Source organism: Streptomyces sp. CBMA152 (assembly GCF_014596475.1).
Classification (GTDB): domain Bacteria; phylum Actinomycetota; class Actinomycetes; order Streptomycetales; family Streptomycetaceae; genus Streptomyces.
The window spans coordinates 70,198-85,772 of record NZ_MECJ01000027.1; the positions used below are offsets into that span (position 1 = coordinate 70,198).

The 15,575-nt window shown below is 71.9% G+C and carries 13 protein-coding genes; 3 read left to right on the plus strand and 10 right to left on the minus strand.

Annotation, left to right across the window (positions count from 1 at the left end; genetic code table 11):
* Window positions 1-8 precede the first annotated feature (8 nt).
* Window positions 9-1,196 (minus strand): acyl-CoA dehydrogenase family protein, encoded by a 1,188-nt coding sequence (locus BG418_RS23150; protein ID WP_317453731.1) that lies wholly within the window; start codon window positions 1,194-1,196, stop codon window positions 9-11.
* Window positions 1,197-1,331: 135 nt separating this feature from the next.
* On the opposite strand from BG418_RS23150, the gene BG418_RS23155 reads away from it, so the two are divergent.
* The gene (locus tag BG418_RS23155; RefSeq protein ID WP_188275890.1) at window positions 1,332-3,116 is read left to right on the plus strand and encodes a CoA transferase; all 1,785 of its coding nucleotides are present in this window, start codon (window positions 1,332-1,334) and stop codon (window positions 3,114-3,116) included.
* Complete coding sequence (locus tag BG418_RS23160; RefSeq protein ID WP_188275891.1) at window positions 3,113-4,771, plus strand: class I adenylate-forming enzyme family protein; 1,659 nt, start codon at window positions 3,113-3,115, stop codon at window positions 4,769-4,771. Before BG418_RS23155 ends, BG418_RS23160 begins: the two co-directional genes overlap by 4 nt.
* A gap of 123 nt (window positions 4,772-4,894) precedes the next feature.
* On the opposite strand, the gene BG418_RS23165 is transcribed toward BG418_RS23160, so the two are convergent.
* From BG418_RS23165 to BG418_RS23195, 7 genes are all read right to left on the minus strand, one after another.
* The gene (locus BG418_RS23165; protein ID WP_188275892.1) at window positions 4,895-5,707 is read right to left on the minus strand and encodes an ABC transporter substrate-binding protein; all 813 of its coding nucleotides are present in this window, start codon (window positions 5,705-5,707) and stop codon (window positions 4,895-4,897) included.
* Window positions 5,662-6,531, minus strand: a complete 870-nt coding sequence (locus BG418_RS23170; protein WP_188275893.1) for a metal ABC transporter permease — start codon at window positions 6,529-6,531, stop codon at window positions 5,662-5,664. Before BG418_RS23170 ends, BG418_RS23165 begins: the two co-directional genes overlap by 46 nt.
* Window positions 6,528-7,163, minus strand: coding sequence for an ATP-binding cassette domain-containing protein (locus BG418_RS23175; RefSeq protein ID WP_188275894.1), 636 nt, complete (start codon window positions 7,161-7,163; stop codon window positions 6,528-6,530). The genes BG418_RS23170 and BG418_RS23175 overlap by 4 nt, the downstream gene beginning before the upstream one ends.
* Window positions 7,164-7,305: 142 nt before the next feature.
* Entirely contained in the window at window positions 7,306-8,097 is a 792-nt protein-coding gene (locus tag BG418_RS23180; RefSeq protein WP_188275895.1) for a DJ-1/PfpI family protein, read from the minus strand.
* A gap of 104 nt (window positions 8,098-8,201) precedes the next feature.
* Window positions 8,202-8,678 (minus strand): luciferase family protein, encoded by a 477-nt coding sequence (locus tag BG418_RS23185; protein WP_188275896.1) that lies wholly within the window; start codon window positions 8,676-8,678, stop codon window positions 8,202-8,204.
* A 97-nt stretch (window positions 8,679-8,775) separates the two neighbouring features.
* Complete coding sequence (locus tag BG418_RS23190; RefSeq protein ID WP_223185311.1) at window positions 8,776-10,023, minus strand: flotillin family protein; 1,248 nt, start codon at window positions 10,021-10,023, stop codon at window positions 8,776-8,778.
* Window positions 10,024-10,106: 83 nt separating this feature from the next.
* Entirely contained in the window at window positions 10,107-10,349 is a 243-nt protein-coding gene (locus BG418_RS23195) for a hypothetical protein (protein WP_188275897.1), read from the minus strand.
* 473 nt (window positions 10,350-10,822) lie between these two features.
* Between BG418_RS23195 and BG418_RS23200 the strand changes: the two genes are divergently transcribed.
* Window positions 10,823-12,283, plus strand: a complete 1,461-nt coding sequence (locus tag BG418_RS23200; protein WP_188275898.1) for a multicopper oxidase family protein — start codon at window positions 10,823-10,825, stop codon at window positions 12,281-12,283.
* Window positions 12,284-12,510: 227 nt separating this feature from the next.
* On the opposite strand, the gene BG418_RS40060 is transcribed toward BG418_RS23200, so the two are convergent.
* Window positions 12,511-13,554, minus strand: coding sequence for a serine protease (locus BG418_RS40060; RefSeq protein ID WP_223185312.1), 1,044 nt, complete (start codon window positions 13,552-13,554; stop codon window positions 12,511-12,513).
* Window positions 13,555-13,629: 75 nt separating this feature from the next.
* Entirely contained in the window at window positions 13,630-15,510 is a 1,881-nt protein-coding gene (locus tag BG418_RS23210) for a glycoside hydrolase family 9 protein (RefSeq protein ID WP_188275899.1), read from the minus strand.
* Between the last annotated feature and the right edge of the window lie 65 nt (window positions 15,511-15,575).

Here is a 15,575-nt window from a genome sequence, read left to right on the forward strand (position 1 = left end):
TCGTCAGCTCACCCCTCGCCGCGCAGCACCCTCCGCGCCACCGACGCGATGTGCAGCTCGTCCGGGCCGTCGAGGATGCGGGCCGCGCGGCCGGTGCGGAGCAGGGCGGGCAGGGGTGTGTCGGGGCCGAGTCCGGCGGCGCCGTACACCTGGATGGCCGCGTCCGCGACCTGCTGGAGCGTCCGGGCGGCCGCGACCTTCGCGAGGCCCACCTCCACATGGGCGTCGAGCCCGGCGTCCACGCGCGCGACCGCCTCGTACACCAGCGGCCGGGTGGTCCGCAGCGCCAACAGGGCTTCGAACACATGGAGTTGGACGAGCTGGAGGTCGCCGAGACGACCGCGTGAACGCGTCCGGGTCGCCGCCCGCTCGCGCAGCAGGTCGAACGCGCGCTGTGCCTGGCCGAGCCAGCGCAGACAGCGCAGGGTCCGGCCCAGTTGCAGCCGCTCGCCCGCGACGGCGAGCGCCCTGCCGCGTGCGCCGACCAGGTGATCGGGGCCGACCACGACCTCGTCCAGTTCGATCTCCCACTGTCCGCCCGTGCCGAGCACGGGCAGTTCGCGCACCACGCGGAAGCCGGGCGCGTCGGTCGGGACGAGGAGCAGGGACAGCCCCTCGCGGTCGCCCGGTTCGCCGTCGGTGCGGGCGAGGACGGTCACCAGGTCGGCGTCGGCGGCTCCGCTGGTGAACCACTTGCGGCCGCTGATACGCCAGTTGCCGTCGGCGTCCTCGCGCGCGTGGGTGGCGGTCAGGGACGGGTCGGTGCCCGGGGTCTCCGGCTCGGTCATCGCGTAGCAGGCCCGCAGCTCTCCGGCGGTGAGCCGTGCGGCGTGCTCCATTCCGACGCCAGGAGCGCCATGCCGCGCGAGCATCAGCGCGTCGAGCAGGGACGCGGAACCGAGGGCCGCCGGGCCGTGGTCGCTGGCGCCCTCCGCCTCGGCGACATGCGCGTACGACCGCAGGGGCAGCCCCTGTCCGCCGAGTTCGACGGGGTGCGGCAGCGCCCACAAGCCGTGCGCCCGCGCCTCCTTCTGGAGCGCGCGCAGCGCGACGCGCGCCTCCCGGCCGCCCGCGTCGAGCAGCGCCTCCTGCGGCTGCACCCGCTCCCGTACGAACGCGGCGACCCGGTCCCGCAACTCCAGCACATCGTGCGGACATTCGGGGCCGCCGCGCAGCCGTTCCGCTCGCTCGTCCACCAGTTTCCTCCAGCTTCCGGGAACCCCCTCGAACGGCGGTCCGACTGCTTCCTTCGTGGAACTGGTCGGGGGCGAGCGCCCCCGGGTTCCCGTAGCGCACAAGGTCACCCACGAGGTCAGAGAAAGAGGAGAGGCATGGCAGCGACAACAGCCGGCCCTGCCGACGCGGCGAGATCGGCCGCCCGGCGGACCGCCGGGCCGCTCGACGGGCTGCGCCTGAGCACATCCGGACCGGACGGACCGGCCGACGCACTCGTCGCGGAACACCTGCGGCTGCTCGGCGCGGAGACCATCGGGCCCTCGGACGGAGGACTCACGCTCTCCGGCGCCGAGTTCACCGACCTCACCGCACACACCGCATGGGGCTCGGACACACTGGTCGACGAGGTCACCGTGCAGGCCGCCACCGGTGTGATGGCCGTGCACGGCCGCCGCGACGGCGTCCCGCGCGGACTCGCCGCCGACTACGTGACCACCGCCACCGGGCTCCTCACCGTGCAGGGGCTCCTCGCCGGGCTGCTCGCGCAGGCGCGGGGCGCCGCGGTGAGCCGGGTGGAGGTCGGCGCCGAGCGGGCCGCGCTGCTGACCGTCTCCCAGTACCTGGCCGCCGCCGGAGCCGAGGAGGGCGAGGCGGCCGAACTCGCCCCGGGCGGACCGCCGTTCACCTCCCGCGACGGCGTCGTCTTCGAGCTGGAGACCCTGGACCCGGGCGCGTGGGCCGCGTTCTGGCGCGCGCTCGAAGCACCCGAAGAAGCGATACGGCGGGGCTGGCGACCCTTCCAGTTCCGTTACGCGACCGCCTGCGCGCCCTTCCCGCAGGCCCTGCACGACACGGTGCGGGCGAACGGCTGGGAGCACGTGCGGCAGGCGGCGTCGGCCTCCGGCGCCGAGGTGTGCCGCCTCCACTCGCTCGCCGAACGGGTCGCCGAGCAGAACGGGGCCGCGCCCTGGACGCTGGCCTCGTACGAGGCCGCGTACCGCACGACCACGGCCGCCACCACCGGCCGTCCGCTCGCCGGGTTCACCGTCCTGGAGGCCGGACGCCGCGTCCAGGCGCCGCTCGCCGCACATCTGCTCGGGCTGCTCGGGGCCGACGTCGTACGGATCGAGCCGCCGGGCGGCGACCCGTTGCGCGGAATGCCGCCCACCTGCGACGGAGTCTCGGCGCGCTGGCTGGCGCTGAACCGGGGCAAGCGGGCGGTCGAGCTCGACATCAAGTCCACAGCCGGGCGTCGGGATCTGCTCGACCTGGCGGCCGGATCGGACGTCTTCCTGCACAACTGGGCGCCGGGCAAGGCCGCGCAGCTCGGGCTCGACCGGCCGCAGCTGGCCGCCGCGAACCCCGCACTCGTCTACGCGTACACCAGCGGCTGGGTGGACCGGCTGCCGGGCGCACCGATGGGCACCGACTTCATGGTCCAGGCGCGTACCGGGGTCGGCGAGGCCGTCAGGCCCGCCGACGAGCCGCCCGCGCCCTCCCTGATGACCCTGCTCGACGTACTGGGCGGGCTGCTCGGTACGGAGGCGATCCTGGCGGGACTGCTGCTGCGGGAACGTTCCGGCAATGGCGTACGCGTCGACTCGTCCCTGCTCGGAGCCGCCGACATCCTCACCGCGCCCGCCCGCGAACGCATCGGATGCGGCCAGGAGCCGCGCCGCCCCGCCGGGTTCCGCCGCCCACTGCCGACGGCGGACGGCTGGGTCGCGCCCAGCGATGTGTGCGCCGCGGCGGCTTCGGCGTACGACCTGTGCGAACTGTCCACGCCGGACGCGCTGGAGCTGCTGCACGGCCACGGTCTGAGCGCCGCCGCCGTCACCACCGATCTCGCCGCACTCCCCCGCGACCCCCGGTTCACCGGGTCCATCAGCCGCGACCCGCACGGCGCGCCCGCCGTCCGCGACCCCTGGAGCTTCCTGTGACCGTCGTCCTGCGCGATCTGCTCCCCGCCCGGCTGCGCCGCTCCTGGGCCGTCGACGGCACCTGCCCCGACCTCGACCTCTACAGCCTCTACCGAGCCCGCCAGATAGCCGATCCGCACCGCACGGCGGTCATCGACGCCAAGGGGAAACTCTGTTACACGGCCCTTGAACGCAAGGCCCGATGTCTGGCCGCCGGGCTCGCGGGGCTCGGCATCGGCGCGGGCGACGTGGTCGGCGTCCAGCTGCCCAGCGGCCGCAACGCCGTGATCGCCGACATCGCCCTGGCCGCCCTCGGCGCCGTCTCCCTGCCGTTCCCGGTCGGGCGGGGCGGACGCGAGGCGGTGTCGCTGCTGGCGCGATCGGAGGCGGTCGCGGTCATCGCGGCCACCGAACACCGGGGCAGCCGACACGCCGCCGACCTGCTCGCCCTGTCCGGCGAACTCCCGTTGCTGCGTACGGTAGTGGCGGCTGGGCCGGGAATTGTGCCCCAAGGAGCCGTCACGCTGGCGGAGTTGACCCGCACGGACCCGCACGCCTTCCTCCCAGCCCGACCCAACCCCGATTCCGCCGCCCGGATCCTGGTGTCGTCGGGTTCGGAGTCCGAACCCAAGATGGTGGCGTACTCGCACAACGCGCTGGCGGGCGGGCGCGGCAACTTCCTCGGCTCGCTGCTGCCGGACGGGCGCCCGCCGCGCTGTCTGTTCCTGGTGCCGCTCGCCTCGGCGTTCGGCAGCAGCGGTACGGCGGTGACCCTCGCCCGGCACGGCGGCACGCTCATCGTGCTCGACCACTTCACGCCGGAGGCCGCCGTCGACGCGCTCGTCGCCCACGAGCCGACGCATGTCCTCGGCGTTCCGACGATGATCCGCATGATGCTCGACCGGCTCGCCGACACCGGCGCCCCGCGCTTCACCCCGCCCACCGCCGTGATCGTCGGCGGCTCCCCGCTCGACGAGACCACCGCCGCCGAGGCCCGCCGCGTCTTCGGCTGCCCGGTGGTCAACCTCTACGGCTCGGCCGACGGCGTCAACTGCCATACGTCACTGGACAGTTCGGCCGTACGAGCCGACGGTCCCGGGGTACTCGCGGGCCGCCCGGACCCCCGCGTGGCCGACATCCGCATCGCGGTACCGGGCACGCGCGACCTGGAGGAGGCACCCCAGGGAACGGTCGGCGAGATCGTCGCCCGGGGCCCGATGTCCCCGCTCTGCTACGTCGCGGCCCCGGACCTGGACGCCCGCTACCGCACCCCCGACGGCTGGGTCCGCACGGGCGACCTCGGCCGCCTTGAGGACGACGGCACGCTACGGGTCGTCGGCCGACTCAAGGATGTGGTGATCCGGGGCGGCGCCAACATCAGCCCCGCCGAGGTGGAACTGGAACTCGCCACCCACCCCCTGATACGGGACGTGGTGTGCGTCGGCGTCCCCGACCCCCTGATGGGCGAACGGCTCGCGGTGTGCGTGGTGGGCCGCGAGGGCCCGGACCTGACACTGGACCAGCTGTCCGCACACCTGGACGCGAGGGGCCTGGAACGCCGCAAGCACCCCGAACGGCTCCTGCTCGTAACGGAGTTCCCCCTCACCCCGGCGGGCAAGCCGGACCGGGCGAGGCTGAGGGGGTGGTGCACGAGGGAACCGGAACCGGCGGTGTGAGAACGGGGGCGGGGTGTGGACTGGTTGCCAGATCCACACCCCGCTCATACCTGGGGTCCCGAGCGTCTAAGGGGCGCGGGGAACTGCGCGATCAGCCCCTACGGTCCGCAGCCGAATAACCGCTCAGCCAACCATGGCCTGCTTAACATCGGCTGCGGCCTTCCGGTACACACCCAGCAAGTCCATATCCTTGTCGGGATAGTTGACGATCTCGATCTGCTTGGCGCCCGAGTCGGGCAACACCTTCCCCGTGGACATGTGCGCGTTGTCCAGAACCAGCGCGGGCTTCTTCTTCGACAGCCCCGCGAGCTGCTGCGCGGTCACGGCCTCCGGCCCGTACGTACCAACAACATCCGCGCCAGCAAGCTTCGCCGACCACGTCGAGAACACCTGCGCCACAACGACGGGCGCCTTCCCCCCGGGCCACGCGCTCTTGACGTCCTGCTTGAGCTTCGCGTACTCCGCATCGAACGACGTCTTCCACTGCGCGGCGGCGGGCTGGGTACCGAACAGCTTGCCCAGGCGCACCACTTCGGCCACTGCCTTGTCCGCGTCATTGTCGAGGTTCACCTCGACGAGCTTCGCCTTCGACCCCGCCGCGTCCTTGATCTTCGAGGCGTACGGCTCGAACGGCGCGTACAGCACGAAGTCGGCCCCGGCCACGGCCGCGAGGTCGGACGGCTTGGGGTCGTAGTCGGGCGCGTGGTGCACCGACTGGGGGACGATCACCTTGACGTCCTTGATGCCCGCCGCCTTGGCGAAGGCACCCTCCCAGGCGGTGGTGGCGACTACCACCGGCGTACCGCTGCCGCCGCCGTTCCCGGACGAGGAGTCGTCCTTCTTGTCGCTGCCGCACGCGGTCGCGGTGAGGACGAGCCCGGCACTCACGCTCAGTGCCAGGAGGGAAGGGATACGGACGCGGCGGTACTGCGCCATGAGCTGATTCTCCGTTCGGGGATGAGATGGACGGCGAGGACCACGGCCCCGGCCGTCAGGACAAGCACGGGGCCGGGCGGCAGGTCGAGCCGGAGCGCGACGAGGAACCCCGTCGCGTTGACCGTCAGACCGATGCCCACCGCCCAGGCGGTGATCGAGGTGAGGGAGGCGCCGAGGCGCCGGGCCGCGAGCGCGGGCAGCAGGGTCAGCGCGTCGACGAGCAGGGCGCCGGTGAGCTTGATGGCCCCGGCGACCGCGACGGCGACCAGGACCAGGAGCAGCAGGGTCAGCCGGTCGACGCGCACACCCGCGCTGAGGGCGAGTTCACGGTCGTACAGCAGGAGCGCGAGGTCGCGGCGCCGCCACCAGAACAGGGCCGGTACGGCGGCGGCCAGCGCGCCAAGGAGCCACAGGTCCGCGCTGCCCACCGACAGGATCGACCCCCACAGCAGCGCGAACGCGCCGGACGCGTTGACCCCGGAGATCGACAGGACCAGCAGCGCGGCCGCGATCGCGAGGCTCATCAACAGCCCCATCGCGCCCGACAGGCCATCCGGGGTACGGGCGAGCGGCGCGACCCCGGCGCCCGCGAGCGCGCACGCGACCAGCGCGCACAGCATCGGGTCGAGCCCGGTCAGCAGGCCGACCGCGATGCCGAGCAGGGCCACGTGCATCATCGCGAACCGTACGGGCATGATGTCGAGCCCGACGATCACGACCCCGACCACCGGAAGCCCGACGGCCGCCAACAGCAGCGCGGCGCCCGCCCGTTGGACCGGTACGAGCTGGAGGAGTTCACCGAGATCGGCGGCGGCCAGGTTCACGCGACCTCCCGCAGACAGCCCGCGGCCATTTCGAGGACGCGCTCGCAACGGTCGGCGAGCGCGCGGTCATGGGTGACGACGATCAGGGTGACCGGCAGGGACAGCAGGACGTCCGCCGCCTCCTCCTGACCGGCGAAGTCCAGCGCGGCGGTGGGCTCGTCGGCGAGGAGCACCCCGGCCCCGGCGGCGACGCACCCGACCGCGCGGGCCAGATACATCCGCTGGAGCTGACCGCCGGAGAGGGTGTGCAGCGGACGGTCCACCATCGGCCCGACGCCCAGCTTCGCGGCCGCCTCGGCGGCCTCGGCGGGCGCACCACTGCTGGCCAGCAACTCCCGTGCAAGCAGCGGGAACCGGCCGGTGGCGGGCTTCTGCGGAATCCAGGCGCAGACCCGGCGCCGCGAGGCCCACTCGGCGGCGGTACGGGCGCCCTGCCCGCCGACCAGGATCGTCCCGCCCGCCTGCCGATGCAGCCCGAGCACGGCCCGTACGAGCGTGGTCTTCCCGGACCCGTTCGTGCCGGTGAGCGCCACACGCTCACCGGCGGCGACATCGAGATCCACAGCCCGCACGGCCTCGACCCGACCGTGCCGGCACGCGACACCACGCATCCGCACATCCAGACCGTCCATCCCACCTCCTAGTTCACGACAAGGAGTCGGGAGGAAGGGTCAGGTAGTTCCCGACGGAGTGGGCAGCCCCCAAAGGGGCGCGGGGAACTGCGCGACCAGCCCCTACGGTCCGCAGCCAAATATCCGCGCTTACCGCCGCGCGCTAGCGCCCCGCATCCGCCAGCAACTTCAACGCAAGCTTCTGAAGCTCGCCCCCCGCTTTCTCCGGCGACCCCGTGTCGTACGGCGGCTGGGGGTCGTATTCGATGGCGAGCTGCATCGCCTGGGCGATCCGGTCGTCGGACAGCCGGGCGGCGAGATGGAGCCCCATGTCGATGCCCGCGGACACCCCGGCGGCCGTGATGATCTTGCCGCTCTCGACGAACCGCCCAGGGGTGTCGATCGCGCCGAGATCCTTGAGGGAGGGCCGCGCGGCCCAGTACGTGGTGGCGGGCACGCCCCGCAGCAGTCCGGCGGCGCCGAGGATCAGGGATCCGGTGCACACCGATGTGGTCCACAGGGTGTGCCGGTGGACGCGGCGGATCCATTCGTGCACCGCGCTGTCCTTCATCATCGCGACCGCGCCCGGCTCACCGCCGCCGGGGATGAGCAGCACCTCGGCGCGGTCGACATCGCGCAGCGAGCGTTCCGCCACGAGCGACAGCTCGCCCGTGTCGGTGAGGACCGGTCCGGCCTCCTTGGCCACCATGGTGACCCGCACATCGGGCACCCGGCAGAGCACTTCGTACGGGCCGATCGCATCCAGCGCCGTGAAGCCGTCGTAAAGCAGAATGGCGACCCGGATCTGGCGGCGCTCGGCCGCGCGGGTCTCACGGCGCTCGGCCGCGTGGGCCGGACCGCCCATCCCGACGGTGACCGCGACCGAGGCGCCCACGCCTCCCGCCACGGCGGTCCGCAGGACCTGACGACGGCTGTGCCCGTGCTCGACGCTCATCCCTCAACACCCCTTACTGCCAAGGTCGTTGCCGCCTGGTGGCGGCGTACCTCAGCAGTCGGCCCGGGGGCCGGGGTGGTTCCCGCTTCTGATGTCCGGAGTTCTCAGAGCGGTCTGTGGCCGTGCGGCAGGAGCCGTCCCATCGCGCGACGGGCCGCGGGGACCAGGCCGTGCGCGACGGCCGGGGCCGCGCCCGCCGTGACGACGGCGCGCGGCCCGGGGACCGCCGAGCCGTACCACTCGCACGGGGCCCCCGGATGCCGCTGCCGCGCGTCGCCATGGGCCTTCAGCGCCACACTGACCAGACTGAGCAGTAGTTCGACGTCGGCGTCGCAGTCGAGGAGGACCGTGAGCCAGGCGGATCCGGGTGTCACCCGGATCGCGCTGCTGCGCCGCAGCTCCGGCAGCAGCCGTTCTATCGCCGTATGGGTGAGGTGCAGATCAGCGGCATAGTCCGAGTGGAAGTGCACCACCTCGTACTCCGTCGTGCGGAAGGCTTGCCCAACGGCGCACCGGGGCGGGCCACTTACCAGATTCGGCCATGTCTCCAACTGAGCCATGGCGCGATGGGCCGCGGTCATAACCCCATCCTCGCGCACGATTCACCCGCAGGACACCCCCCTCAACCTTCTCGTACGCCGCTTGACCATTCCGTGGCCGTACGAGAAGAAGCGCCGTCTAGTCCAGCTGGACCGGACCGTCGCCCTTTCCGGCCTGCGGGTCGTCCTTCCCCGTCTGCCCCCGGGTCCCTTCCGCCGCGCCCTTACCGGCCGTACCGGGGTAACCGGGCAGCTCAAGGTAGGCACCGGCCCTGCCGGGGCCGTCGCCCTTGTCCTGGCTCTGGCCGGAACCGCTCAGGTTCTGCCGGACCGAGTCGAGGATCGTCAGGCCCTGGCCGACCAGGCCCGCCGCGATCTCGCCGAGTCCGTCGGCGCCGTTCAGTACGTTGACGTTGGCGCCCGCGAGGCCGCCGGCGGCCTCCTTCACGATCTGCGGCAGCTGGTCGATGAGCATCCGGTCGAGCGCGACGCGGTCGTACGAGGCGGCCGCCGCGGCCTGGATCTTCATCCGCTCGGCCTCGGCCACGGCCAGCACCCGGATCCGTTCGGCCTCGGCCTCGGCGGGCTTGACGATCTCGGCCACCAGCTGCTGCTGGCGCAGTTTCGCCTGGCGAAGGGCCAGTTCGGTCTGGGCGGCGAGGACTTCCTGCTGGGCGTGGGCCTGCGCGAGCGGACCGGCCTGGGCGGCCTTGGCCTGGGCGCGGTCGACCTCGGCCGAGTACTCGGCCTTGACGACGGCGGTCTGGCGGGCGTACTCGGCCTGGTTGCGCGCGGCCTCCTGCTCGGCCTCCGTGGAGGCCTGGGTGGCCTGTGCCTGAGCGATCTGGGCCTGGCGCTGGATGGCCGCCTTGTGCGGGGCCGACATCGCGTCGATGTATCCGGTGTCGCCGTCGTCGATGGACTGGATCTGGAGCGAGTCCACGATCAGTCCGATCTTGGCCATCTCGGCCTTCGAGGTGTCCAGGACCTCGGCGGCCAGCTTCTGGCGCTCCGTCACGATCTCCTCGACGGTCATCGAGCCGATGATCGCCCGCAGATGACCGGCGAAGATCCGGCCGGTGAGGACCGACATCTGCTCCTGGTCGGAGAGGAAGCGCTGGCCCGCGTTGACGATGCTCTCGGTGTCGTTGCCGACCTTGAAGGCGATCACGGCCCGCACGCTCAGCGCGATGCCCTGCCGCGTCACGCAGGTCTCGGTGACCTCGGACTCGCACATGGCGAGGGTGAGGAACCGGGTCTTGCGGAAGACGGGGAGCACGAACTTGCCGTGGCCGGTCACCACCCGGAACGGCGCACCTCCCAGGCCCCGCCTGCCGCCCGAGATCAGCATCGCCTCGTCCGGGGCGGGAACGCGGTAACCGAACATCCTTGTCTCCCTCTTGTCGTCTGCTCTGTGACGTACGTGGTGTGCGGGCACAGCCGGTACGCGGTGCGGTGGAACTGCCGGTGTCAGTCGGGCTCGATGCCCAGTTCCTGGAGCGGGTCGGCCCATTCGATGACGTCGACCTGACGTATACCGCGCGAATCCACGACAAGGACCTTCGCGCCGCGCGGCAGGGGCTCCTCGGACCAGGCGAGGAAGGTCTCGGAGCCGCCCCTGACGCGTACCAGGACCTCGCCGGGGCCCGCGGGGCCGCGCGTGTCGACGAGCACTTCCCCCACGCAGCCGATCACGGCGTCGTCCTGCTCCATCGCCCGGACCTCCTCCCATCGTCTGGATCCGGACGTGCGACCGATCCGGACTTCTGACCATAGCTCCCCGACCGCGTACAACCCATCCTCGGGGACCTGACGGACTCTGACGTTCAGATGCCAGAGCTCCTACACAAGTGGCAAGTAATTTGCGAAATCTGACACAACTCTGAAACCAGAGTGGCTTGTTCGGCCAGAGCGCCACCAGGAGACTGAGGGGCAAGATCTACCGCGTCGCGCCGGGCCCCACCCCGGAAGGGCGCCGACCACCCACGCACTACCCCGAGGCCGAGCTTCATGAACGAGGTGGGGCTGTTCCCCGGGACTGCCGGCCAGGCGGCGACGAGCCGACCCACTCGTCGGGCCGCGTGGCGGGCCGGCGGCCGCTGCGGACCTCTCCGCACGCCGCCCGCACGAATATCGCCAGGGCGCCGCGGGGGCGTCCTCAGCATGTCTCGCTGGGAGAGTCTTTGATGATCACACGCAGGAACGCGATGAAGGCCGGTGTCGCGCTCACCGGCGCCGTGGGGGGCGCGGGGCTGCTGATGCCGGCCTTGAGCAGCGCGGCGCAGGCCGACGGTCAGACCACGACCGACATAGACCCCACCACCATCCCCAAGTTCGCCCAGGCGATGCCCGTTCCCGAGGTCACCAAGCCGGACCGGATATCGGGGACGACCGCGTACTACAGCTTTGAGATGCAGGAAGTCCAGACGGAGATCATTCCGGGCAAGCAGACGACCGTCCGCACCTTCGACGGCTACTTCCCCGGCCCCTGGATCAAGGCCTGCTCGGGCCACCGCGTGGTCGTCACCCAGAGCAACAGCCTTCCTACCCCGGCCTCCATCCACCTCCACGGCGGCCACGTCCCGGAGTCCAGCGACGGCACGCCGATGGACCTCATCCAGCCGGGCGACGAGAAGACGTACACGTACCCGAACAACCAGCCCAACGCGAACCTGTGGTTCCACGACCACGCGCACCACATCGAGTCGGAGAACGTCTTCCGCGGGCTCACCGGGTTCTACACGCTGATGGACCTGCCGGAGAAGGCGCTGGGGCTGCCGTCGGGCGCGTACGACATCCCGATCGCGATCCGTGACGCCCGGTTCGACGACAACGGGCAGCTCCTGTACGTGATGAACGACTTCCGCAACCGGAACGTCATCCTCGCCAACGGCAAGGCGTGGCCGTACTTCGACGTCGCCGCGCGCAAATACCGCTTCCGGCTGTACAACACCTCCAACATGCGGTTCTTCACCCTCAAGCTGTCGGACGGCTCCACCGTCCAGCAGATCGGGACCGACGGTGGCCTCCTGGAGGCGCCGCTGACGACCGACACGATCTCGCTCACCTCGGGCGAGCGCGCGGACATCGTCATCGACTTCTCGAAGTACGCCGAGGGCACCACCATCATCCTCACCAACACCGAGAACGCCCCTCCCGGCAGCCCCGCCTCGCAGGTCATGCAGTTCCGGGTGACCAAGAAGGCCGCGGACTACAGCCGCGTCCCGAGCCGTCTGCGCACGCTGCCCGAGCTGAAGACGGCCACCGTCAACCGCAACGTGGTGCTGCGCGTCGACGAGACGTCCCCCGACGGCCTCGGCTACATCGACGACAAGATCTACGACGACAAGCGCGTCGACAACACCATCCAGTACGGCGACACGGAGATCTGGACGGTCTCCAACGTCAACCAGCGGGTGCCGCACAACTTCCACATCCACCTGGTGCAGTTCCGGGTCCTGGAGCGCAACGGTGTGCCGGTGACGTCCGGGCCCGAGTTCGGGCTCAAGGACACGGTCCGGCTGATGCCGGGCGAGAAGGTGAAGGTGCAGGCGACCTTCACCGGCTACCGCGGCAAGTACGTCTACCACTGCCACATGTTCGACCACGCGTCGATGGGCATGATGGCGACGATGGAAGTCGTCTGACGCCCCGACCCCGCCACGACGGGGGCGCGCCGGACTTCCCGGTGACGCCCCCGCTCGCCCCGTGAACGGCCGCCCCGCGGCCCCGCCCCCTCCTGCCTCCTGCGCCCCCGCCAGGCGGCCCCGAGGGTACCCATGGCAGTGGGCCGCGGCGCGGTCAGGACGGCGGGCGGGCCCGGATGCCCGGTGCCCGCCCGCCGTCCGCCCAACGACCTCACGTACGTGCGGTGTCAGCCGTACTCCCCGTAATGCGGGCGGCGGTTGTCCTGGGCGTCCCGGTAGAGCCGGAAGAAGCGGTCGCCGTAGACGGGGCTGTAGGTGATCTGGTTGTAGCGGGGGTCGGACTCGGGCACGTCCGGGCCGCCGCCGTGGAAGCCGCCGACGTTCCCGATGATCTGGCCCGTCCCCGCGTCCCAGTCGATGTCGGAGAACCACGGGCCGCCGGAGACGCCGCCCCACATCCCCGCGCACGCCACCCGCATCTGCCGGTAGCCCGAGAGCCGCCCCGACCGGGCCGGGCACCGCACCGGCAGGTCCTCCGGGTTGCGGCCCACCCGGGGGTAGCCCACCATCGTCACGTCCTGCGCGTAACCGGGGGTACGCACCAGCTTGTTGGCGCCCACCACGTCCTGGATGTTGCGGCCGCCGGGCCCCGGCGCGAGCCGCGCGAAGGCGTAGTCGAGGTCGGAGACGGCCGCCTTGGTGTTGCGGACGTACTTGTTGTCCACATACCAGTCGGTGACCCGGTAGAACTCGTACGGCTGGTCCTCCAGGTCCGCCTCCGGGCTGTACTGCGGTACGAAGACGGCCCGGCCGCCCGCGCAGTGACCGGCCGTCAGGACGAGGTTGCGCCCGCCGCTCTCCACGACGCTCGCCGAGCACTTGTGCGCGCGCATCTCGCCGTTCGTCGGGTCCGGGCCGCTGGTGGTGAACAGGACGCCGACGGAGGCGAGCCCGGGGATGTGCTCGGCGGTCGGGATGCCGGGCACGGCCGCCGGGGGCCCGGGCAGACCGGTCGCGGGAGCGCCCCCGGGCCGGGCGGGGTCGGTGGCGGTGGCGATCCGCCCGGGCGTCCAGAAGCCGAGCGCGTCCGCGTCCGACCAGTCGCCGTCGCCGGGGGCCCGGTGGTGCGGCCCGGTGGGCGGGTCCGCCGCGTGGGCGGCACCTCCGGCCAGCAGGAGCGCACCGGACGCGGCCAGGGCGAGACCGAGCCGCGTCCGGGAAGTCCTCCTCCGCGGCGCCCGCCGCGACTCCGTACCGTCGTGGAAGATCATGCGGACATCGTGCACGAGCGGTCCGCCGATGTACGGGCGACTCGTGCGACTCCCCCGGCGTGCTCCCCGTACGGATCACATCGCGGTGAGGGCGAACGCCAGCAGCGCGGTGGAGGTGAAGTCGTCGGCCGGTTCCACCGTCTGCCACGCGCCGACGTGGTCGAGGTAGCGGGCGCCCTTGCCGTCGAAGCGCTTGAAGGTGTCGGTGCCCGACTCGCAGGGGCGCATGGTGTCGAAGGAGTTGTGCTCGCCGAGTTTGGCCGCCGCGTTGGGGCCGTTGACCACTGCCCCACGCAGGATTTTTCCCTCGCCGGTGAGGCTGCCCGCCAGGTTGGCCACCTGGTGCTCGGGGCAGTGCGGGAAGACCTCGCCGGTGCCGATCATGAAGCTGGCGCCCCAGGCGTTGGCGCCGAGCGCCCAGCCGCGCTGGCCGGCCGCGAAGGCGTCGTAGCGGTGGTCACCGGTCGCCTGCGCGTACAGCCGGGCGGTGGCGGCGAGGCCGAAGGTGTGCGGGACGGCGTCGAAGTCGGTGTAGACCGCGCCCGCCCGGAACGGGTCCTTGGCCGCGCGCTTCTCACCCTCAGTCAGCTGGCGCCGCAGATCGCCGACGGCCTCGTCGGAGGGTGCGAGGCGTACGAGGTCGGCGTGGGCCAGCGCGCTGACATCGGCGACCCCGAGCGTCCCGCGTGCGTCCGAGGCGATGTACTTCCGCGCCCAGTCCCCGGCCTCCCGCTGCCACTTGCCCGCCCGATCGTCGTCCAACTGCCGTGCGGCGAGGGCGAGTTCCACCGCACCGAACTCCATGTCGTCCTGCCAGGAGTCCTCCGGGTAGAAGCTGTGCGGGAACGTGGTGACCAGCTCTCCGCTGTGCTCGGTGTCGGCCTGCCCGTAGACCGCCGCCGCCTTCTCCAGCCACTGCCGGGCCCGCTCGGGATCGCTCTTGGCGTCCGTCTGCGCGGCGAGCGCAAAGGCTGCCGCGACCCGGCCCGCGAGGTTGGGGCTGATCGGCTCGCCGGGCTCGTTCGCCCGGAACACCGGCCGGTGCTTCAGTACGTAGTCGGGGTCGCCCTCGGAAGCCTTCAGCGCGTCGTCCGCTTCCGGCAGCCGCCATACGTCGTGGTCGCTGCGGAAGTCCTTGCTGCCCGCGCCGATGCCGACCTGGGCGTAGAGGGTGCCGGTACGGCCGTCCCACATCCTGTCGAGCCACGCCAGACCGTGCCGCGCCTCGTCGGCGACGCCGGGCGTATCGGGCAACGCCCGCTGCGCGAGCAGCAGTTGGGCCGTGGAGTACGACGCGGTGTGGGTGAACTTGAGGAAGTCCCCCGCGTCGAACCACCCGCCCGACACATCGACGGGCCCGCCGACCCGCCGCAGCGGCTCCGTCAGCTCCGTGCCGTCGCCGTTGTAGCGGGGTGTGGCGTAGACGGTCGCCTGACGGTCATTCAGGTGGGCGGGTTTACGGTTCAGCTCGCCGCCCGGTACGACGTCCGCGCCGTCCCGCTGGGCCTGGAAGAAGCGGACGTTGTCGGCCGCCAGGTTCTTCATCAGCTCCTTCGCGGGGGCTATGCGGAAGCGCGGCGAGGTGGCGCTGGCCGAGCCGGTGAGCCGCAGCCGGTAGGTGCCGGGTGCGGTGAGCGCGGAGAGATCGAGGGTGCGTACGGAGTCGTACGTCTTGTTCCAACTGCCGGTACGGGGGCCGGGCGCGCCACCGAGTACCGTACGGCCGGACTCGTCCAGCACTTCGAAGCGCGCGTCCGCGAGGGCGTCGTCGCGGCCCAGTACGAACGCCTCCTTGTGCTCGCCCGTGACGTAACCGCCCTGGTCGACGCGGATCTCGGCGGCGGGCGTCGGGGCTCCCGCCGAGGGCAGTGCGTACCAGACCACTCCGGCGCCGAGCGCGACGGCGAGGGTCAGGGACAGGGCGCGGGCGCGCGGGCCGGGGATTCTCGAAACCATGGGGTCAGCTTGCCGTGCGGATCATGAGGGGAGGATGAGGGGCGCTCCGCTGGGAGGGCGGATAT